Here is a 22545-nt window from a genome sequence, read left to right as displayed (position 1 = left end):
TTATGAGTGCATTCATTAAAACAAAAACGCAATTTAATTTAGCGTTTAATTCACTTAAAAATGCACCCGGTTTTGTTGCCTCAGTAATAGTGACTATGTCACTGACATTGGCTACATTATTTGTTATTTTCTCATTAGTTAATACGTATTTCTTAAAACCTTTAAATGTACTTGATGAAAGTAACCTTTATGTTGTTGAGCAAGAGGTTGATACACCATCAGGAACGCATAGTGGTTACCAAAGTTATAAATCTATTATCCATTGGTATAAAACACAAAATAGCTTTGATAAATTAACACCGGTTAACCCTAACAATATTGTATTAATTAACTTGCCAGGTGAACCTAAAGCGGTTGCTACCTATGCGATGCCTGATTACTTTGACATATTTAATGTACCTATGTTATTAGGACAGAGTTTTGCCAATGACCTAGTGATGGACCAACCATCTGATAGTGTGGTTATCTCTGAGGAGTTTTGGCATAAATATTTTGATGGTGATCTCAATGTGATTGGTAAAACCCTCGATAATGGTGATAATGTTTATAACATTATCGGTGTTGTAAAAAAATCATTTGAACCTCCTTACATGTTTTACAGCGGTAAAACAGATATGTGGATGCATTTTGGTTCAGATCGCCGTTTTTATAATAATGGTGAGTGGGAAAACCCATGGGATAATACCTATAAATCACTTAAATTAGTGGGGACAGCTAAACATGGGGCTACACAAGCAAGTATTTTACAAGATTTAGACGATCGTATTGAGGATATTCGTGCTGAGTGGTTAGAAGGTTACGAAACCTCGATTGATTTTAGGCCATTAGTGACACCTTATAGAATAGTTGAATTAGGTGATAAGGGGCATCTAAGTTTGTTTTTGTTTGCAGGAACATTAGGCTTATTACTAATTGCTGTCGTAAATGTATGTAACTTGTTTTTCTCTCGCGCATTAGCGCAACATAAGACACTCGCATTACAGGCAGTTTTAGGTGCAAAACGTGGTTTATTATTTAGTGCTATCTTAACGCAAACTTTAATTTTAATGGCAGGCGCTGTGCTGGTGGCTTTATTTCTATCAGCTTGGGGTATTAAATTATTTAAACATTTAGCGACAGGTAATCTACCTCTGGTACAGTCACTAAATATAGATATCAATTTAGTAATCGTTGCGATCGTACTAAGTATGCTATTAGCTTATTTATTTGCTTTAGTCACTTCACGGTTAGTCAATTACAACGCTTTAAAAAATCAATTACAGTCAAGTGGTAAGGGTAGTGTTAATCAAGTTTCAGCTTTAACGGTAAAAATTCTGATTACAATTCAAATGACTTTTGCAAGTGTGCTGATCATCTTTGCATGTTTGGCTTTAACTAAAACACATAAGACACTTGAGCGACCTATGGGCAGTAAAATTGAAAATATGTATTCGGTTTCTGCATTCATAAGAGGCGAAAATGAGGCGCTTTCAATCTCTGAACGTTTTGACAAAATTAACAAAGTAAAAGCAGTTTTTGAAAAGTTACCTGAAATCAAAAAAGTGTCTAGTGGCAGAAGCACGGTATCAGCAAGAGTGACACGTTCTAATTTAACAGATATGGATGGCAATCAAACGGACTTTATACCACAAGGTTGGGTTGGCTCTGATTATTTTGAACATACAGGTTTAAAAATTATAAAAGGGCGCTCATTTAGTGATGAAGCTATTAGAGGTGAAAAGCATGAAGTACTGGTAACACAAAGTCTCGCTTTTCTATTAGATCCAAATGGTGATGTTTTAGGCAAAGTATATGATGGTCACGACCCAAAAAATGAAGTGGTCGGTATCACTGAAGACTTTAATCATCCAAATTTCTTTGACCGAGATAAAGGCATGCATATATGGTGGCCAGCACAACCTTTTGGCTACAACTTGGTGATTGAAACAAACTCTGGCTTTAGCTTAACGCAAGAAAAAATACTTACTGTTCTTCGAAATGAAGATGAAAGATTTAATATTTGGGAATTTAGATCGCTATCTGAAGAATATGATCGCATCATTTATATGGATATCATCACTTTATATTTAAGTTATATATTGGCCGGCTTTACATTGTTACTTGCAAGTGTAGGTATCTATGGCGTGCTGAGTTATAACTTAGGGCTTCGTCGCTATGAATTTGGTATACGGATGGCATTAGGTGCTAAAAAAGCCAAGCTCTATAAATTATTAGTTAAAGATGCGATAGTACCTTTATTATTAGGTGTTGTTTTAGCTAACTTAATAATTATGGTTATATACGTGCAATTTAGTGAAAGCTTAGCTACTTGGTTAATTTTTGATATTAGCTTTGCACTTCCCGCAATTGTGATAAGTACAAGCATTGCTATTTTTGCCAGTATTAGGCCGATGCAAAAAATAATAAAAGAAAAACCAATGAAAGCACTTAGAAACGAGTAAATTTTAATTTAACGACTTAAGTGACATTCGCTTTATGCTAATGTCGCTTGTTTGTTTTCTGATTTTTCTACCTTATGGAAGCACACAATTTTATGAATAAAATATTGATAGTTGACGACCAACTGGATGTACGTATGTCAGCTGCAATTGCTTTAAGTAATCATGGTTTAACTTCAATTGAAGCAGATAGCCCAATACAAGCCATGGAGATATTAGACTCACACCAAGTAGATCTTATTTTACTTGATATGAACTACAGCATTGATACAACCTCTGGGCAAGAAGGTTTAAGTTTTTTAAAACAACTGAAGAATAAAAATATTACAGTGCCAGTGGTTGTGATGACTGCCTGGGCAAGTATTGATATTGCTGTGCAGGCAATGCAACTCAATGCCGTTGATTTTATTGAAAAACCATGGAAAAACACACGTTTAGTCGCAATCGTTAAGCAGCAAATAGAACGTGTACAACTCAATAAAGAAAATGCGCGGTATACCGCATTAAGCCGCTCATCAGTTACCCAAGATTATTATGCACAATCACCTGTGATGCTTGAGTTATTGAAAAAGGCCAAAAGAGCTGCTTTAACGGATGCCAATATATTAATTACCGGCGAAAATGGCACGGGTAAAAGCTTATTGGCAAATTATATTCATCAACATTCTGCACGTACTGAAAACAGATTTGTAAGTGTGAATATGGGTGCAATACCAGAGTCGTTATTTGAAAGTGAACTATTTGGCCATAAAAAAGGCGCATTTACGGATGCTAAAGAAAATCGTTTAGGGCGATTTGATATTGCAAGTGATGGCACTTTATTTTTAGATGAGATAGGTACATTAGGTGCAAGTTTACAAAGTAAAATACTTCGAGTACTTGAAACGGGTGAATACGAAGTAGTAGGCTCAAGCCAAACAGAATCTACGAATGCGAGAATCATTTCTGCAACTAATGCTGACCTTGAGAAATTGATTACATCGGAGCAATTTCGAAGAGATTTATTATTTAGGCTTAATACAATTGAATTGCACATCCCACCATTAAGAGAACGTATAGAAGATATCACGTGTCTTAGTGAATATTTGTTGGAAAAACATTCAAATAAATATCAAAGAGGGGAAATGTCTTTATCAAAAGATGCACAAATTGCTATTTTAAAACACCCTTGGATCGGAAATGTCAGAGAGCTTAGCCATAGCATAGAGCGCGCAGTGATAATGAGCGACAATGATCAGCTAGATGTTCAGTCATTAAGCTTAAATCATCAAAATGATCCAAGTACACAAAGTTTTCCACTAATGACTTTAGAAGAAAGTGAGAAAAGAACCTTGGTCACAGCAATTAAACATTATCAAGGTAATGTAATTGAAGCCGGTGAGTTTTTAGGGATGAGTAAATCCGCTATTTATCGACGATTAGAAAAGTTCGCTATCGACCCAAAGAACTTGGAATGCTAGTGACTGATAAATCATCTCTAGAAAATAAGCTAGTTTACAAACTTTGTTTTTTAACAATGCTACCGCTTTTACCTTGTACCTATATTATTCACATGACTGAGATGGATTTCCTCAGTGCCAGTACTTTAATAATGGCTTTTATGATCCCAAGTATTTTTGTTGCAAGACGATGCTTTAAAAGCGTTACTGACACGATAGAGCGCATAGGCCTACAACTTGATGCCATTGGCAACGAAGAGTTTAATAGCTGGCATTTAGCAGAGTATAAAGCGGGTAGGGTAACAAATCTTAGAAATGATTTTGAAAAATTAAGCAATAAACTCATCGATAAACGATTTGAATACATGCACAACGAATCATTTTTATCTGAATTCATTAAAGATCTCAGTTTACCGATTATAGTACTCGATCATCATCAACAAATATATTCAGCAAATCATACAATAGAATCTCTACTAAAAACCTCATCTAATAAATGGTTAGGTAAACACGCATCCACTTTAGGTTTATCTTTTGAAGATAATAAATGGCAACAAAATAGTGACACTACTTTAGGGCAACGTTTTGAAGTGACACACCATGTTTTAAAACGAAGTGGGCGTAATTATCAACTATTGGTTTTATTTTCAATAGAGCAACAACTTAGAGCAAATGAAAAACAAGTTTGGCAACGTTTGATTAGGGTACTTAATCATGAAGTGAGAAATTCATTAACGCCTATCTACTCTATGACGCAATCATTGCAAGAAATGAAATTATCGGGGCCATTAAATCCAGAGCAAGAGAAGCTAGAAAAAAACATTTTACAAGTAATTGAAAAGCGTTCATTACAGTTATTAGAGTTTGTAGAGAATTATTCCGCGTTTAGTAAACTTGCTCCCGCACAAATAACTCAAGTATTACCAAAAGAAATCACTGAACGTATGCGAGCCATTTTCCCTAAACTTGAAATTAAACTTAACTTATCAAATCAAGCATTTTTATCTGACCCTGGTCAATTAGAGCAAGCACTTATTAACTTGATTAAAAATGCATTTGAAGCAAGTAAAAAAAATGAGCAAGTTTTAATGCAATGGCACCAAGATAATGAGTTTACACAGATTGATATTATTGATTCAGGCACAGGAATTGCCAATTTAGATAATCTATTTGTTCCATTTTATTCTACAAAAGAACAAGGATCTGGTATCGGGTTAATTATTAGCCGAGAGTTTATTCGTAATCAACAGGGTGAGCTGGACTTAAAAAACCGAACAGATTCTGATGGTGCTATCGCAACAATTAGCTTACCTAATTTTATTTATTAGAAAAAAATCATTATTTAATAAATTAAAATAAAACAATACCTTAATGGGTTTAAATCCAGTATTTATTCATTGGTTGGATTAACTGTTTACATCTGTTTACATTTAAGTACCTGAAAAAGGTAACTGTAGTCTATTTTTAAATTGCCTCTTGGCAAAAATATAATCTACGGAGAATAAAATGCAAACAAAACATTTAGTAACGTTGGCAGTGACAGCTGCACTTTCATATTCATCTGTTCAGGCTAATGAATATAAGGCAACATTATTACAAGTCGATGAATCAAGAGCAATAAAAGACAAATATATTGTTGTTTTTAATACTCCCAGCGTTTTAAATTTAGACAGTGATCAATCAATTGCACAGTTTGCTACAGAGCAAGGTGTATCACTAAATAATAAATATGACGTCAATGTTCAAACTAATTTCGGTAGTGCATTAAATGGTGTATTAATTGATGCAAATCAAGAACAAGTAAAGCAAATGCTTTCAGATCCAAATATCGCATATATTGAACAAGATCAAATGATGTATGCAACACCAATTCAAGCTTCTGGCGATCAAGCTAGTCCTACTTGGGGTCTAGATCGCGTAGATCAACGCTCAGGTTCTTTAGATGGTAATTATCATTATGATTATGATGGCACTGGTGTAACAGCATATGTTGTTGATACTGGTGTACTTAACTCGCATAATGAATTTGGTGGTCGTGCTACGAGCGGTTACGACTTCATTGATAATGATAATAACGCAACAGATTGTAATGGTCATGGAACACATGTAGCTGGCACGATTGCAGGTTCGAAGCACGGTGTTGCTAAAAATGTTAATGTTGTGGGTGTAAGAGTATTAGGCTGTAACGGTTCAGGTAGTAATTCGGGCGTGATCCAAGGTATTAATTGGGTTAAAAATAATGCATCAGGTCCTTCTGTTGCAAATATGAGTTTAGGTGGTGGTGCATCTCAAGCGACTGATGATGCTGTAAATGCGGCAGTTTCAGCGGGTATTACATTTGTTGTGGCGGCAGGTAATGATAACAGTAATGCATGTAATTACTCACCTGCACGGGCAGCAAGCGCAATAACGGTAGGCTCAACTGCCAATGGTGATTCACGCTCCAGCTTTTCTAACTATGGTAATTGCTTAGATATATACGCACCTGGTTCAAATATAACTTCAGCATGGTATAACTCTAACTCTGCTACAAATACGATCAGTGGTACTTCGATGGCTGCGCCTCATGTAGCGGGTGTTGCTGCATTGTATTTAGATGAAAATACAGGCTTATCAAGTTCACAAGTTGAAAGTTTATTGAATTCAAGATCAACCAGTAATGTCGTTTCTGATGCCAAAACGGGCTCGCCTAATAAGATGGTTTTTGCATTGGCAGATGATACAGGATGTGGCAATAACTGCCCTGTAGATGAAACTGAATTATCAAATAATCAATCGAAATCAGCTTCAGGTGGTACAGGTTCCACCACTGATTTCTTTATTGATGTACCATCAGGTGCTGCAAGCGTAACGTTAAATATTGCTGGTGGGTCAGGTGATGCAGATTTATATGTAAATCAAGGCCAAAAAGCAACTTTAACAGCTTATTCATGTAGACCTTATAAAAATGGTAATAATGAAAGCTGTGTCATTAATAATCCATCTGCAGGTAAAATGTATGCTATGGTTCATGGATATTCTTCATACAGTACAACAATTACAGCGAGCTATGAAACGCCAGGTGGTGGTTGTACAGGCAGTAGTTGTTTAGAAAATGGAATACCAAAAACTGGTTTATCTGGCAGCGCTGGAGCTGAAAGTTTTTACGAAATAGCCGTTCCAGCAAATTCGAGGTTAGCAGTGCAAATGTCTGGCGGTACCGGTGATGGTGATTTGTATGTGAAGCAAGGAGCACAACCGACAGATACAGATTATGACTGCCGCCCTTATAAAAATGGTAATTCAGAAAGTTGTAGTTTAAATATTACACAAGCTGGTACAGTGTATATTAGAGTAAAGGGTTATAGTACTTATTCAGGTATTAGTCTTAAAGCTTCTTACTAATTTAGACTTTAAGAACTAACGACATTTTAGAGTTTACAAAACACTTTAAATAGATCTGGATAGAGATATTTAAAGTGTTTTTCTTTTTTAATAACCCAAATCTTCAGATAATAAATTCTTTAAAATTTCTATTAATGGCTTAAATTTTGCTTTAAGAAATCAAGTGAAATTTTGGTGATTTTAAAATCGCAACAGGTATAGAAATGAAGATTCAAGAATATGCTTCACAGATGAACTTTTTGGACTTAGATAATAACAGTACTGCACAGGATTATGCAGTACATGCATTAGATTTATATCGTAATGGTGAGAATATAAAACAAGCGCAAATGTTATGGGAGTATGCAAAAGAATATATGTTATTAAGTACAAGAGTCTGATTGTTCTGGTAAGATTAGTTTAGTTAGGTAAAGTATTTAAGGATCAGAACAATGCAGAGCAAGGAAGTACAGTACAATGTAAATTGTATTGTAAAAAAGTTTATACTGATTATCAGCTTAGCTTTACCTTCATCTGTATTTGCATCTGATCCATCTGCTTTATATTGGCCATTTATAATTGGATTGGCTGTATTAGGTTTATTATTATTTATAGTCAGTTGTATACTCATTACGTGCTTAGTAAATCATCGATATTTGAAAACGATTTTAATAGGTTTTTTCTTTGGCATATTTCTAGGTCCAGTCCATTTACCTAATGGGTCTTTCATAATGAATATTGCTAATTTGTTTTTTGGTGATGGGCAAGATAGCTTATTTTTAGCAATCATTTATGCATCTGGCTACGCAATAATTTTTTTTATAATCTATTTTAGCGTAAATAACAGATCTCAAAAAAAACCTAAATAAATGACCTATTAATCATTATTAATTGATAAGTATTTTTTGGGTGAACATCCTAGTTGTTTTTTAAAAGCAGTTAAAAATGCTGAAGAGGATTCATACCCAAGTTCATAGGCAATATCACTTAAAGGGATTTCTTCATTTAACATTTCCAAAGACTTCATAATTTTAATCTTTTGCTTCCATTTACTAAAACCCATGCCGTAATTTTTATTAAACAGTCTATTTAAAGTTCTGCTTGAAGCGCCAACTTTTGATGCCCATTGTTCAATTGTTAGTTTGTTTGCAAGATCAAAGTTTAAGGATTCTATTATTGGCAACAACCGGTTGTCATTAATGGTTGGCATAAACAACTGGTTACTAGGTGCTATTGATAATCTATCAATTAAAACTTGTACTAAACGATCAGTTTGAGCGGTTCTTTCATAATGCTCACGCCAGTTGGCTATTTCTAAAATTAAAGATTTCAATAGCGGGTCAACAGTGAGAGAACGAACCTTATTACCAAGTGGGTTACACCATTTTGAATCTATGTATAAGCTGCGATTACTAACCTTAGTTTTTAGGTGTTGTTGATGTTCGACGTTAGCTGGGATCCACAAGGCTTGCTCTGGGGGCAATACGAACGTACCTTCTTGGGTTTGAGTTTGAGTTACGCCTTTACATGCGTAGCACAATTGTGACCATGGATGCGAATGCTTAACAATATGTGTCATTGCTTCAAATTCATGAGCCGTTGAAACAATCGGTCTAGGTAATTCTGGATAGAGTCTACTTGGGCTCTGTTTTGTCCATTTCAAATTTGTCTGTTTTGATAAGTTAACTGTCATAATTTCATCTTTGAGCCATGGAATGGAAATAATATACTGTTGTAACTCGGTACACAAACTAGAAATCAGTGATGGTTTAACAGGAGCAGTATGGATCAGGAAAGTATTAAATCATTAGGGAGTAATATGAAAAATAAAGGATGGCAAACACCATTTATTTTCCTTGTAGTTGCAAGCATTGTTATGTCAGCAACTTTCGCTGCCTGGCTAGCAATGTTAAATAATTTCGCTATAGAGCAGGCTGCATTTACAGGAGCTGAAATTGGTATATTACAATCTCTTAGAGAAATCCCTGGCTTTTTAGCTTTTACTGCCGTATTTGTATTATTAGTTTTAACAGAGCAAATATTCGCACTTATTTCTTTGTGTATTTTATCAATAGGCGTTGCAATAACGGGATTATTTCCAAGTATTTACGGCCTATATGCAACCACAGTTTTAATGTCTATAGGTTTTCACTATTATGAAACTATAAATACATCATTAAGTTTACAATGGTTTAATAAAAATGAAACTGCTGAGAAATTGGGTAAGTTAATGTCAATTAAATCAGCGGCATCTTTAGTGTGTTATGCCCTTATTTGGTTAGGGTTCAGTTTATTTTCTACTAGTTATCAATTCTTATATTTATTTTTTGGTTTAACAGGGTTGTTACTGACAATTTGGTTGTTTATGGCTATGCCAAAATTCGAGGTGAAACACGCACAGCACAAAAAAATAGTTTTACGAAAACGCTATAGTTTATATTACTTGTTAACGTTTTTGTCGGGGGCACGTAGACAGATTTTTGTGGTATTCGCTGGGTTTCTTATGGTTGAAAAATTTGGCTATAGTGTGCAGCAAATCACACTACTGTATATGATAAACCATGTTATAAATTTCTTTTTGGCACCTAAAATTGGGGCTTGGATTGGCAGAGTCGGTGAGAAAAAAGCGCTTACTTTAGAGTACTCAGGTTTAGTCATGGTTTTTGTTGGTTACGCTGTTGTGGATTCTGCCGATATTGCAGCTGTATTGTATATTATTGACCATTTGTTTTTTGCTATGGCGATAGCATTAAAAACTTACTTTCAAAAAATAGCAGATCCCAAGGATATAGCATCAAATTCTGCTGTAAGTTTTAGTATCAATCATATTGCTGCAGTTGTTATTCCGGCAAGTTTTGGTGTGATTTGGCTCATTGATAATTCGTTGGTATTTTATGCCGGAGCATTGATTGCTGTTGCTTCATTATTTGCAAGTCAATTTATAAATCTAACTAAAAATACTGCTGATTTTTCTCAAGAGCTTGAAGTGAATAATAAGTAGCAAAATAAAGGATTATTTATGATTAAAAACTATATTACATGCGATAAAGTAACGGATCAAAATAGTCATGATGGTCAAGGTGAAATAGAAATTCAAAAAGTATTTCGTCGTGAAGAGCTAAAAGGTGTGTGGGACTTTGCATTAAGAGTTACTATGCCTGCAAACTCCTCAATGGGATCACATATGCATGGTGATGAAGAAGAAATGTATATCATATTAAAAGGACAAGGAGTGATGACTATTGATGGTAAACAGCAATCAGTAGTTGAAGGAGATATGATATTAAATAGGCCCTTTGGTGAGCATGGTTTATTGAATAATAGTGATAAAGAGATAGTACTTTTAATCATTCAAGCAAGTAATAAAACAGTTTAAAGGGGTCAAAAGCGATATCAAATTATATTGATATCGCTTAATTTAAAGCGATAAACCTAAAACCTGCACCATAAATTGTCTCAATGACATTTTGCTCTATATTGATTTTTCGGATTTTTTTACGTATGTTTTTAATATGACTGGCGATTGCCCGATCTGAGATATCTCGATTATTATTGTATGCTAATTCAGGTATTTGTAGAATAAATACGTCTAGGCATATGCATTAACAGCTTTAATAAGGAAAATTCTAAATTAGTTAGCTTTACCTCATTATTTTGGTATTTAAGTAAAAATCCATTTTTATCTAATGCAAAACCTGAGTTCTCAACAGTGTTTGTAATACCTGACCTTTTTAATATAACTTTAATTCTGAGCATTAATTCTTAAGCGCTAAATGGTTTACATACATAATCATCGACACCAGCTTGTAAGCCAATAACACGGTCATTTTCAGTCTTACTGGTGGTTAGCATAATAATTGGCGTATCTGAAAACTCACGTATATCTTTACAACAAGAAACGCCATCTTTTACCGGCAGCATCACATCTAAGATAATAATATCTGGTAGCTGAGCTTTTACAGTTTCAATTACCTTTTCACCCGAATTCAATATTATTAGTTGATAACCTTCTCGCGTAATCTATCTAGCAACTTGCGCTGCTATCATGCTATCATGCTATCATGCTTTCATCTTCGACGATTAAAACTTTAACCATAAATTTAAACTATTACTTTTAAGAAAATAAACTGACAAACATTTCGATATATGACCGTTTGTTTTTTTAGTAATATTAATTGACTCATTTGATAAAACTTACATATTTTTTATTAAAATTTCGCTCGTAGCCATATTTAAATATAATTTCACAAAAATATTATTTGATTTAGAGGGTCCTCATCCAATCTAATCCATATTTAATCCATATTTAATCCATATTTTATTTTTACACTAAAAAGGTAAAAATAATGAATGGATAAAAAGTATGAAAAGCCGCTATAATTTAATGTTAAATACAACTACTGCAATTTTATTTTCAGTAGCATGTAATGGTGTATTATTTTCTTATTTATTATGGTCAAATATTCAATCAGAAGTACACTCAGTATCCAGTGATGAACATGCAATAGAAAATTTTGAGTTTAAAAGTAAATTTAATAAAGAGTTTGAAAATCGAGACATAATCGATAAATTTCAATTCATTAATGCAACAATAGAAAAGAACCAAAAATTCAATCAAGAGTTAAAAAACTTTATCTCTCAAAGCAAAAACTCTGAACTTCTAAGCCACTAATTTAGATTTAATTAAGATTGATTAATAATTATTATAACTGTAGTAGATGCATTCCAGTAGTAAGTGTTTAAGGCAATCACCTGAAAAATATATGTTATTCAGGAATAGATTTATATTGAGGGTAAAACACTTTTTGGTTGTTTAACAAATAAAAAAACAGAGGTTATGGTAATAATAAATAAGCAAAATGATCATAATTAGGAAATACAGCCTCTAAATATAAAAGCAATTTTCCAACCATAAACTTTATTAGATAGACACTTATTAGGTCTCCAATTACAGCTCCAACCGGATAACTTAACTGTAATATACTGATGCAAAGATTTTTTGTATCTGTTTTAGTATTCACAAACTAATGTATTAAGTGTTGCAATCATCCCATTTATGCCTAAACCTGTGCTAAAACATAAAAGACCTAGTTGAGAGACATTTTGGCTAAAGGCATAACTTATCATAGCAAAACTCTCAATGGTTAAAGTAAGAAGTATGAATTTTTTACCTACTTTATCAGCAAAAGGAGTAATAAATAGTGCTCCATACGCCATAAAAGCTATGGCTGAAATGAGTAAATCACCTATTCAGACTTTTGTAGGTGCCTCAAGTACTGACTGAAGCTTCAGTAAAGTCCATCACCATATTAATTAAACTACAAATCGCTATAATAAATTGAAAATGACTGCTCTTTGATTCATCAATATTACTTTTTACTTGGGATAAACTCATACTTTGCATTTTATTGCTTTGTTTTAATTATAAGTTTATCTTTTTTTAGCATAGTGATAGAGAAGATCCCCGCAGTTAAAAACATAAATAACCCATAGATACTGGGAGGAATAGACATCGTATTACTTTGCAGAATTGTGCTTGTGATCAATAGGGCTAAGGTACCATTTTGTAAGCCAACCTCTAAAGTGAGCGTTCTAGATTGGGCATGATTATCAAGGAAAACTTTACCGATATAAAAGGCAAAAATCATAGTGGTAATATTCAGCAAAATTACAGCGGGGCCTGCTAAAATTGTGAACTCCATTATTTTGCTGCCCATTTTACTGCAAATAGCTATGATAACTAGCACAAGTACTGAGATAGAAAACCAATTAATAAATGGTTGAGCTTTTATTGCTAATGATTGTTTTTTAGACCTGATAAACATCCCTATTAGGATCGGAATTACAGTAATGACCATTAATTTAACCCAAGTCATTAGAACTGGAAATTTGATAGCTTCTTGATTTTCACCATAGTAATTGATTGCCCAAGCGGTTAGAAAAGGGATTGTAAAAGGCGTAATAAATCCAACTACTGCAGTTAATGAGACAGATAAACCGACATCAGCTTTAGCTAAATAACTAAATAAGTTTGAAGTTGCACCACCAGGGCATAGAGAAAGTATAAACAAGCCAATCGCTAACTCTCCAGTTAAACCAGTAAGTGAGATTATTAAAATCGCAATTAAAGGTAGAAACAACATTTGGCAAATGACACCAAGTATAAAACTTTTAGGTTGTTTAAATACACGCTTGAAATCATTAGGTGCTAAACTCAACCCTAAACCAATCATGATTAAAATTATGGCTATGGGTAACCCTATTTCCATTAGGTATTGCATTTATTAGTTCCTTTTATAATTAACAGTATTAAATAAAAGTATATAATTCAAATAGGGAAATAAAGTGAATTTGATTAATTTTATTATTATAAAACCAAATAAAGATAAAACTGGTTATATTAAATTCTAGTTAGGAGCTAATTTGAGTTCGATGACATTAACAGAACAAGTGTTGAACATAGCTCGCTGGGCACCAAGTGGAGATAATAGTCAATGCTGGCGTTTTGAGATAATAGATGACAAGAGTTTTATCATTTATGCACATGATACTCGTGATAATGTTGTGTATGATTTAGACGGGCATTCTAGCCATATCGCGCATGGAATTTTGTTAGAAACAATTGAAATAGCGGCAAGTGGTTTTGGCCATAAAGTAAATATAACTGCAGACCTATCAGATGAAATGTTATTAAAGTTCAAAGTTAAACTGATCAAAGATTTAGCGATAGACCAAAGTCCTTTATTCTCATTTATTAAAACAAGAACTGTGCAGCGCAGAGCTATGGGCACCAAAGTTTTAACATATACAGAAAAAGCACAATTACAAAAAAGTTTACCAGATGGTTTCAGTGTTAAATGGCATGAAACACTCAAACTAAAAAACCGCTTCGCATGGCTTAGCTTTATTAACGCAAAAACACGTTTGACGATGAAAGAAGCATTTGAAGTGCACAAAAAACTGATTGATTGGCATCAACAATTTAGTGAAACAAAAATTCCAGAGCAAGCCCTAGGAGTGGATTGGTTAACTGCACGTTTAATGCAATGGTTATTTAAAAGGTGGAGTAGAGTACAGTTTTTTAACCGATTTTTGGCTGGGACTTATTTGCCTAGATTACAATTAGATTTTATCCCAGGCTTAAGATGCTGCTCACATTTTACTATTTTATGTAATAAGTCAGTTACTAACACACGCGATTATATTAACGCTGGTAGGGCGATTCAGAGATTCTGGTTAACGTCTGAGTCATTAAAACTTGGTTTTCAACCAAGTTATACGCCTTTAGTATTTTCAAGATACTTAGATAATAAAATTGAGTTTACTCGAGATCATGATGTGATAGAAAATGCGATGAAAACTAATAAACTATTTAGTGAACTCGTTCAGGATCCTAAAAATGTTGTGTTTATGGGTAGGCTAGGTAGGAGTAAGCATCCAAAATCACGATCTACCCGTTTATCTTTAGATAAGTTAATACTTAAAAAATAGCGTGGTTGGTGTGCAGTTTTAATTTGTTATGAGTTATATGATTCTATTATTTCCCAAGTCATAGGCGTTACTTTGATAATACCTTATATATATTTAAAAAAAGGCTTTGGATTTGATAAATACTTTAATAATAATGAGTGTATTTATATGCATTTTCATATCACTTTTTACACAAGGGCTCGTCTCTGCTGCACTAGATCTCATTGCATTCATTTTACTAGTGGCATATTATTTTAGAGCTAAAGAAGAAAAAGTAAGTCTCTAACATTAAATATTTACATAAAACATAATATATAACTTAGCGAGCTGATACTTATCACTCCCCAAAGTATTATGCCTAAAAGTAGCGGCTTTATACCTGACTCTTTTATTTTTTGAATGCTGATACTTGCACCTATTAAAAACAGACATACGACTAAAACACGTTTAGAGATATTGAATATACTGTCAAATACATATTGAAATTCAGGCAGTAAGTAAGCAATCAGGATCGCTAAGCAATAAAATAAAATGAAAAATGGGATTTTAATTTTATTATCGCCTTTAAACAACAATGCACTAATGAAGGCAATAAGAATAATCCATAATGCGCGTGCAAGCTTTAAAGTTGTAGCGGTCAATAATGCCTCATCTCCATATGCAGAAGCAGCTCCAACTACAGAAGAAGTATCATGTATGGCTATCGCACTCCAAACACCAAAAGTATACTGTTCCATTTCTAGTAAATGGCCAATAAATGGAAAAACAAATAAAGCGACAGAGTTAAGAATAAATATTGTAACCAATGCTAATGAAGTTTGATCATTTTTAGCATTGATGGCGGGAGCAACAGCTGCTATCGCACTACCACCACAAATTGCAGTGCCAGTAGAAATTAAATACCCTGTTTTATGATCAATTTTTAGTATTTTAGTCAGGTAGTAACCTAGTATTAATGTGCTAAAGATTGATACTACTATAATACCGAATCCATCTTTGGTCGCTGAAATTGCTTCATTTAAATTTATACCAAACCCTAAGCCAACAATTGAATAAGCTAGTAAAGTTTTTGTGAGCGTATTTAAATTAATATTTTTTGGTGTATAACCCAAAGTAGATAATGAGAAACCAATTAATAATGCTACAGGTGATGAAATAATAGGGACTAAGCAAAATAACCCGATAATTACAAAAATTATATCGGTTTTGTGTATGGTGACATTTTTAATAGATTTAAACATACCGCTCCTTTATTAAATTAAGTATACCTTTAATAACCAAAGAAGGGGATTCGAATCAAATGAACCAAAGGTTAAATTATATTTAATCGTTAGAGGAGAGAGTAATAAAAATAGGTATTTAATTACATTTTATTACTATGTGTGAGAGAGAGTTACTTTTTTACTATGCATTATAACAATTAAAATAAAACAAAATGATATATTAATAATTTATAAACTCGCTATTGGTTTAATTATTTTCAAGCTAAGGTGCTTTACTCATGAGACATATTTTTTGGTTATTCCTTATAGCTATCTCTGTTGATGCAAAAGAGCCAATAAAACTTGTATCAGATTTAGAAGCATTCTATAACAATACCAAGATAGATATAGCATCAATTATATTAAATGAAATAGAGACTCATAAATTTAGTAAAATCAATTTCACTAGGATAGAAGCAGATCGAATCGCACAATGGAGATTATTAAAGTCTCGGTCGCATATATGTTTATATAATAAAATGAAACGGAAACCACGTTTAGAATATTCAATATTTACAGATCTGCCTTTAACTGCATATCCGTCAAATCGTCTAATTACTTATAAGAATCAATTTATCAAGGGTGATATTTCGCTGTATGAAATGGTGAATTTACATGGCTTAAAAATTGGCATTATTGAAAGTCGTTCATATGGAAACAAACTAGATAAGCAAATATCAAACCTTAAATCAAAATTAATTGTAATTTCAGGGGAGGACAGCGCACAGAGATTGAGGAAGATGTTTCTACAAAAAAAGATTGATGCGATTATAGAATATGAATCGGTATTTAGTTATGAGAATAGGAAGACAATAACATTGACAGATTTTAATTTTCATAGAATCAATAATACTGATAACTTTGCATTTGGTTATATCTCATGTTCAAAGTCTGATCAAGGAGAAAAAGCTATCACTAATTTTAACAAAATATTGAATGACAAAGTCTTTGAAACACAAATTTTAAATTTGCATAAGTTGTTATTCGTTGGCAAGGAACAAATATTAGCGATAGCCGCTTTAGAAAAGATATTCCGTAATAACGCAAATTAAATTGTTAAAAACACTCACTATTACCAATATCTATGATTCTTTTCGTCTCACCACTATTTTTAAATTCATAAAGGGCTGTATTAATATCTTTTAAAATAGTATTAGCATTCACACTTTTTGTACTTAGTGCATAGTACAAGGCGTTATATTTTAACTCAGGCTGAACTTGCTCAATACTATTTAATAATTTTGCTTTTTCTGCTGCGGGTAGGTTTGAATAATTGATTGTAAAACGTAACACTTTAGGATCACCTATAATTAAATTCACTCTTTTTGCGACAAGTAGTTTAACGAGCTGTAAATCATCAACAGCTTGAACGATATTAAATTCATTATTATCCATCATAGCATCAAATTCAGGGGTATTTTGATAACCTCGAACCACACCAATGGCTGCTCCTTTTAGGTTATTTAAATTACCTTTAAATGTGTCTTCTTCCCCTTTTCTTTTTAAAAAACCAATCATACCGCCAGGAAATTCATTTGAGAGCATTAATACCTCTCGACGACGCTTACCTTTAACATAATCAGAAGGAGCAGAATCTTCAATATAATATTCAGGGAATAAAATATCACTGGTACCTAGTTCAACAGATCTAACTGCGCGTGCCCAAGGGAGAAAGTTAATTTCAACTTGATAACCCTTGCTGATCAATAATGCAGCGGTAAATTTAAAAACCCAGCCTTTATTACATAAATTTCGACCTATGTAGGGTGGCCAGTCTAAGGTCGCCAATTTTACTTTTTTAGTATCATTTTTATTGAAAATATATCCATTTGCGGTTTTAGTGCCTTCACTAACAATATATTTTCCATTTTTGAAGTAACCCACAGAGATGTCTTCACTAGCATAAACATTTACATTAATTTGCAGTAAAGATAATGAAATATAAAATATAAAACATGTATATTTAGTTATATTTATGGAATTGAACATAGTTTCCTCCCCGCTTTATCTGCAAGTTAAGTTTAGAACCATCAGGGTCTTTGTTCGAGTATTAAAATAAAAAATTTTATTAGCATTTACTAACTTATATTTACTTAATGTAATATCTAGTATAGATACTAAAGGAAAGGATATATGCTTAAACCAATATTAAATTTAATGCTCAGTATTAGAACATCAATATCTTGTTGAGAGTCTCAAATAGCTATACTAAAATGCAGAAATGAAACGGTGCTTTGATTGATATAAGAAAGCCAGAGGAATATGTTCAAGGCTTAACTGATGGCGGAATCAATATTCCTCAAGGTGTTCTAGATATGAAAGCAAGTGCCTTTTAGTAAGATCCAAAACAACCTATATATCTATTGTGCTACAGGCGTAAGGGCTAAATTAGCAGTGGTTCAGCTGGTAAGAATTGGCTGTGAAAATGTACATACAATAACACGTGAATTAAAAAATGTTTCAAACACAATAATAACCAAAAATAGGTCGATATTGTAAATAACATATTAGTGATTGATTATTATAGCTACGAATTATTCATATGGGCTAGGGTTGTAACAACCGTACTGATGAGTTAAACAAAAATCTAACACAGAAATAGAATTCAGACATCACTACATGGATATTTTATTTTTGGTGCTAAGGTAAAATTGATTCTCAATGGTCGATAAAGGCTACTTTGAAGAGTTTACTGATCATGTCAATAGAATCAGCTGCACTATATCTGATGCTATTGTTTCAAAATTAATTTTAGTCAAGGGACAAGATGTTACTCTAAGTGTTATTACTGATAACTTTGATCAAATAAAATCTTGGTCATGGGAAGTATCAGGCGTAGTAGGTTCAGATCGCAATGAAAGTAAAAACCACTTTGAAATAACAGCACCTGAAGTTAATAGTCAGCAAAACATGGAGATTATTTATCGGGCTACGTTAATAGATAATAGTGAAGTTATGAAAATTGCAAATGTAACAATATTATCTAAATCTAACTGAAGAAGTTCATTTACCTTTAACGCTGGTGATATCCCTATTATTTTTAATGATATTGAAAAATCATTTACTGTTACTTTTATTGATCCTCATGGTTTAGTGGATACGATTTCTCTTGATCAATCACTGACTTCAAATACATTTGATATAGCTGAAATAACGAGATCCAGCAAACAAATTAATTTTCGATTAAAAACAAGTAGCGTGATTTTTAATCATATAGACTTTATGTATTTGAAGGTGAAATATGGTGATTATCAGTTTGACTATCCTATACAATTAGATATGAGATTAGAGTAAATATATTTTATTAAAATTTCTAAGTTTTATATTCAAAGAGATACAAAGGCCTTTCAAACTTGTAAGGCCTTTATAAAGTTGTCTAACTTATTAATTTACTTAATCCTTGAGATAGAATTTCTTTTGCTTCTTGTCCTTGTTCATTATCTAAATAGGATTGCGCTGTTGAAATAAAATCTGTGATCATTTCAGGCTTTAAACCAAGCGACTCAAACTGTTTTTTTAAATCATTAACCCCTTTGAGCGATTCACTGTATTGTGATGCTTTATCAAGTAGACCAGAAAGGCCTTCACTTGTTTTTAATTCGCTAATATCAGGCATATCATTAATTAGTTGATTAACTCCTGGAAGTGATTGGGTTAGTTGAGAAAATTGTTCTTGAGATATATTATTTTTAACTAAATTAAAAAGCGCACCTAAACCACCAGATGCTTGATCTGAATTAATTGAAAGAGCGTCAGTTAATACCGATACAATTTCATTTGCATTAGGTAAGTTTTCGCTTGTTGATTTAGCGACAGCTTGGCTTGAATCACCTAAACCTATAAAGTTTTTTAAGCTATCAAACCATGAGTCTTCAGCTATTACGGGAGTGCTTAAGCTTGCGATTGCTAAAAATATGATACTCTTTTTCATTATGAAACCTTTGTTTTAAATTATTAAAGTTCTAATTTGTGTAATAGTAGCATAGTAGGCTTATCAGTAAGAAGTATCGATAACTGTAATAGAGGAAGACGCAGTTGTAGGTAGTAGGTTGTTATTCTGATTAATATAATAAATTTATGAGCTTAAATATCGTAAAAACCAACTTCTAAAATGAGAAGTTGGTTTTTGTAAATTATCTAAAAGTTATTTTTCAGCTTTTAGCGCACGTGCTGTATGAAGCTTTTTGTAGCTTTCGATTAACCTTAAGTGTTTGTCCAAGCCTTCTAGTTTCATACTTGTTTTAGTTAAACCAAAGAATCTCACATCGCCTGTAATTGAACCGACAACGTGAGTCATATTTTCTTCACCAAACATGCGATTGAAGTTAGGTATATAATCTTCAAGCTCAAGCTCTTCATCTAATGTGACTTCAAGCACAGCATTGATTGCTTGATAGAATAAACCACGCTCAACAGTATTATCGTTAAACTGTAAGAAAGTCTCGACTAATTCTATAGCGTCTTCTAACTCACCTAGTGCTAGATAAATTAAGATTTTAAGTTCAAGAATAGTTAACTGACCCCAAACGGTATTTTCATCAAATTCAATACCAATTAAAGTAATAATATCTGTGTAGTTATCTAATTGGCTGTCTTCTAATCGCTCAGCTAAGTTTGCTAACGCATCGTCACTTAATGAATGCAGATTTAAGATATCTTCTCGGTAATTTAATGATTTATTGGTATTATCCCAGATCAGATCTTCAACTGGGTAAACTTCCGAATAATCAGGAACTAAGATACGACATGCAGTGCCTAAATCAGAGAATTCAGCGATATAACATTCTTTACCTAAGTCTTTTAAAATACCAAATAAACTTGCAGTTTCTTCTTCGTTAGTGCCAGAGAAATCCCATTCGATAAACTCATAATCATGTTTCGCACTAAAGAATTTCCAAGAGATAGTACCAGTAGAGTCAATGAAATGTTCTACAAAGTTTTCAGGCTCTGAAACTGCTAAACTATTAAAAGTTGGCTTTGGTACATCATTTAAACCTTCAAAGCTACGACCTTGTAATAATTCAGTAAGGCTACGCTCAAGTGCAACTTCAAAACTTGGGTGCGCACCAAAAGAGGCGAAAACACCGCCTGTTTTAGGGTTCATTAAAGTGACACACATAACTGGGAATTGACCACCAAGAGAGGCATCTTTGACAACTACAGGAAATCCTTGTGCTTCTAACCCTTCAATACCTGCAACAATACTAGGGAATTTAGCGATTACATCTTTAGGTACATCTGGAAGTACAATTTCTTGCTCAATGATCTGTCTTTTAACTGCGCGTTCAAAAATTTCAGATAAACACTGAACTTTTGCTTCAGCAAAGTTATTACCTGCACTCATACCATTACTTAAAAATAAGTTTTCGATGAGATTAGAAGGGAAGTATACTGTTTCGCCATCAGATTGACGCACATACGGAATTGAACAAATACCGCGTTCGCTATTACCTGAATTAGTATCAATCAGATTGGAACCACATAGTTCCCCCTCAGGATCGTATATTTCACGACAATATTCATCTAGGATATCAGTTGGGAGTGAATCATCTTCTTCTAATTTGAACCATTTTTCATTTGGGTAATGAACAAAATCACTATTAGCAATTTCTTCACCTAAAAATTGGTCATTGTAAAAGAAATTACAGTTTAAGCGTTCAATAAATTCGCCTAATGCAGAACACAGAGCACTTTCTTTTGTTGCACCTTTGCCATTAGTGAAACACATTGGAGAGGCTGCATCACGAATATGTAGCGACCATACATTTGGTACAATATTACGCCAAGACGAAATTTCTATCTTCATGCCAAGATCTGCTAAGATACTTGTCATATCGGAAATTGTTTGCTCAAGTGGTAAGTCTTTACCTAAGATAAATGTATTTGATGCTTCATCAGGCTTTGCCATCAGCATAGCTTGCGCATCTTCATCTAAGCTTTCAACTGTTTCAATTTTAAACTCAGGACCTGTTTGAACAACTTTTTTAACGGTACAACGATCAATAGAACGTAAAATCCCTTGGCGGTCTTTATCTGAAATACTTTCTGGTAGTTCTACTTGTATTTGGAAAATTTGGTTATATCTATCTTCAGGATCAACGATATTATTTTGAGAAAGTCTGATGCCATCTGTTGGAATATCACGGGCTGCACAATACACTTTCATAAAATAAGCTGCGCATAAAGCTGAAGATGCTAAAAAATAATCGAATGGGCTAGGAGCTGAACCATCACCTTTATAACGTATAGGTTGATCGGCAATAACCGTAAAATCGTCAAACTTAGCTTCTAGTCTAAGGTTGTCGAGAAAATTAACTTTAATTTCCATTGAATGGTGTCCACTTTTTCATGCAATAAATTGAACCTTATTTCAGCTTAGGAGGCATAAAATAATAGAGCAATTATAAGGGTGATCATAATTGAGGTGATTATCTTCTTTTTCTATCAAATAGTCTTGGGTTTATTGATATTTTAGCTAAATTATTAGAATAATTATGGTAAATACGACATAAAGAAGTATTTATGGTTATTGTTATTTAGAGGACAAGGACATTAAATTAAAATCTTTTCGTT

General features: G+C 33.1%; 21 protein-coding genes. 13 read left to right on the top strand and 8 right to left on the bottom strand.

Going from position 1 to position 22545, the window contains the following annotated elements; genetic code table 11:
• The first annotated feature begins 2 nt into the window (after window positions 1-2).
• The 6 genes from KO527_RS16305 to KO527_RS16280 all read left to right on the top strand — a co-directional run bounded on the left by KO527_RS16305 (window position 3) and on the right by KO527_RS16280 (window position 8109).
• Window positions 3-2441 carry an ABC transporter permease gene (locus KO527_RS16305; protein WP_216041344.1) on the top strand — a complete coding sequence of 813 codons (2439 nt, stop codon included), beginning with the start codon at window positions 3-5 and terminating at the stop codon, window positions 2439-2441.
• Window positions 2442-2533: 92 nt separating this feature from the next.
• Window positions 2534-3898 carry a sigma-54 dependent transcriptional regulator gene (locus KO527_RS16300; protein ID WP_216041343.1) on the top strand — a complete coding sequence of 455 codons (1365 nt, stop codon included), beginning with the start codon at window positions 2534-2536 and terminating at the stop codon, window positions 3896-3898.
• Window positions 3898-5205: an ATP-binding protein gene (locus KO527_RS26445; protein WP_216041342.1), complete on the top strand. Its 1308-nt coding sequence runs from the start codon at window positions 3898-3900 to the stop codon at window positions 5203-5205. The genes KO527_RS16300 and KO527_RS26445 overlap by 1 nt, the downstream gene beginning before the upstream one ends.
• 178 nt (window positions 5206-5383) lie before the next feature.
• Entirely contained in the window at window positions 5384-7261 is a 1878-nt protein-coding gene (locus tag KO527_RS16290; RefSeq protein ID WP_216041341.1) for a S8 family serine peptidase, read from the top strand.
• 203 nt (window positions 7262-7464) lie between these two features.
• The gene (locus KO527_RS16285; protein WP_216041340.1) at window positions 7465-7641 is read left to right on the top strand and encodes a hypothetical protein; all 177 of its coding nucleotides are present in this window, start codon (window positions 7465-7467) and stop codon (window positions 7639-7641) included.
• Window positions 7642-7692: 51 nt separating this feature from the next.
• Entirely contained in the window at window positions 7693-8109 is a 417-nt protein-coding gene (locus KO527_RS16280) for a hypothetical protein (RefSeq protein ID WP_216041339.1), read from the top strand.
• An 8-nt stretch (window positions 8110-8117) separates the two neighbouring features.
• Here KO527_RS16280 and KO527_RS16275 read toward each other — a convergent pair whose 3' ends face one another.
• Window positions 8118-8933 carry a helix-turn-helix transcriptional regulator gene (locus tag KO527_RS16275; RefSeq protein ID WP_216041338.1) on the bottom strand — a complete coding sequence of 272 codons (816 nt, stop codon included), beginning with the start codon at window positions 8931-8933 and terminating at the stop codon, window positions 8118-8120.
• A 126-nt stretch (window positions 8934-9059) separates the two neighbouring features.
• Between KO527_RS16275 and KO527_RS16270 the strand changes: the two genes are divergently transcribed.
• Together KO527_RS16270 and KO527_RS16265 are read left to right on the top strand one after the other, a co-directional pair.
• Window positions 9060-10241 (top strand): MFS transporter, encoded by a 1182-nt coding sequence (locus KO527_RS16270; protein WP_216041337.1) that lies wholly within the window; start codon window positions 9060-9062, stop codon window positions 10239-10241.
• A gap of 18 nt (window positions 10242-10259) precedes the next feature.
• On the top strand, window positions 10260-10616 hold the full coding sequence (locus KO527_RS16265; protein ID WP_216041336.1) for a cupin domain-containing protein: 357 nt from the start codon (window positions 10260-10262) through the stop codon (window positions 10614-10616).
• Window positions 10617-10653: 37 nt separating this feature from the next.
• Here the strand turns inward: KO527_RS16265 and KO527_RS26440 are convergent, their stop codons facing one another.
• Complete coding sequence (locus KO527_RS26440) at window positions 10654-10812, bottom strand: winged helix-turn-helix domain-containing protein (RefSeq protein ID WP_354668630.1); 159 nt, start codon at window positions 10810-10812, stop codon at window positions 10654-10656.
• A 190-nt stretch (window positions 10813-11002) separates the two neighbouring features.
• Window positions 11003-11260: a response regulator gene (locus KO527_RS16255; protein ID WP_354668629.1), complete on the bottom strand. Its 258-nt coding sequence runs from the start codon at window positions 11258-11260 to the stop codon at window positions 11003-11005.
• A 343-nt stretch (window positions 11261-11603) separates the two neighbouring features.
• Here KO527_RS16255 and KO527_RS16250 point away from each other — a divergent pair, with 343 nt between their 5' ends.
• Window positions 11604-11912 (top strand): hypothetical protein, encoded by a 309-nt coding sequence (locus tag KO527_RS16250; protein ID WP_216041334.1) that lies wholly within the window; start codon window positions 11604-11606, stop codon window positions 11910-11912.
• Window positions 11913-12398: 486 nt separating this feature from the next.
• Window positions 12399-12524 carry a hypothetical protein gene (locus tag KO527_RS26315; protein WP_289847713.1) on the top strand — a complete coding sequence of 42 codons (126 nt, stop codon included), beginning with the start codon at window positions 12399-12401 and terminating at the stop codon, window positions 12522-12524.
• A 121-nt stretch (window positions 12525-12645) separates the two neighbouring features.
• On the opposite strand, the gene KO527_RS16245 is transcribed toward KO527_RS26315, so the two are convergent.
• Window positions 12646-13521, bottom strand: a complete 876-nt coding sequence (locus tag KO527_RS16245; RefSeq protein WP_216041333.1) for a bile acid:sodium symporter family protein — start codon at window positions 13519-13521, stop codon at window positions 12646-12648.
• Between the two features lie 142 nt (window positions 13522-13663).
• Here KO527_RS16245 and KO527_RS16240 point away from each other — a divergent pair, with 142 nt between their 5' ends.
• Window positions 13664-14731: a hypothetical protein gene (locus tag KO527_RS16240; RefSeq protein ID WP_216041332.1), complete on the top strand. Its 1068-nt coding sequence runs from the start codon at window positions 13664-13666 to the stop codon at window positions 14729-14731.
• A 275-nt stretch (window positions 14732-15006) separates the two neighbouring features.
• On the opposite strand, the gene KO527_RS16235 is transcribed toward KO527_RS16240, so the two are convergent.
• Window positions 15007-15951 carry a putative sulfate exporter family transporter gene (locus KO527_RS16235; RefSeq protein WP_216041331.1) on the bottom strand — a complete coding sequence of 315 codons (945 nt, stop codon included), beginning with the start codon at window positions 15949-15951 and terminating at the stop codon, window positions 15007-15009.
• A 260-nt stretch (window positions 15952-16211) separates the two neighbouring features.
• Between KO527_RS16235 and KO527_RS16230 the strand changes: the two genes are divergently transcribed.
• Entirely contained in the window at window positions 16212-17024 is an 813-nt protein-coding gene (locus KO527_RS16230) for a hypothetical protein (protein WP_216041330.1), read from the top strand.
• Between the two features lie 4 nt (window positions 17025-17028).
• On the opposite strand, the gene KO527_RS16225 is transcribed toward KO527_RS16230, so the two are convergent.
• Window positions 17029-17961 (bottom strand): ABC transporter substrate-binding protein, encoded by a 933-nt coding sequence (locus KO527_RS16225; protein WP_216041329.1) that lies wholly within the window; start codon window positions 17959-17961, stop codon window positions 17029-17031.
• Between the two features lie 672 nt (window positions 17962-18633).
• Between KO527_RS16225 and KO527_RS16220 the strand changes: the two genes are divergently transcribed.
• Window positions 18634-18969, top strand: a complete 336-nt coding sequence (locus tag KO527_RS16220; RefSeq protein WP_216041328.1) for a hypothetical protein — start codon at window positions 18634-18636, stop codon at window positions 18967-18969.
• A gap of 379 nt (window positions 18970-19348) precedes the next feature.
• Here KO527_RS16220 and KO527_RS16215 read toward each other — a convergent pair whose 3' ends face one another.
• Both KO527_RS16215 and KO527_RS16210 read right to left on the bottom strand, forming a co-directional pair.
• The gene (locus KO527_RS16215; protein WP_216041327.1) at window positions 19349-19903 is read right to left on the bottom strand and encodes a DUF2780 domain-containing protein; all 555 of its coding nucleotides are present in this window, start codon (window positions 19901-19903) and stop codon (window positions 19349-19351) included.
• A gap of 213 nt (window positions 19904-20116) precedes the next feature.
• The gene (locus tag KO527_RS16210; protein ID WP_216041326.1) at window positions 20117-22300 is read right to left on the bottom strand and encodes an OsmC domain/YcaO domain-containing protein; all 2184 of its coding nucleotides are present in this window, start codon (window positions 22298-22300) and stop codon (window positions 20117-20119) included.
• Window positions 22301-22545: the final 245 nt, after the last annotated feature.

This window comes from Pseudoalteromonas sp. C2R02, assembly GCF_018860845.1.
In the GTDB taxonomy this organism is placed as follows: domain Bacteria; phylum Pseudomonadota; class Gammaproteobacteria; order Enterobacterales; family Alteromonadaceae; genus Pseudoalteromonas.
This window is presented reverse-complemented; position numbering and strand designations above follow the sequence as displayed.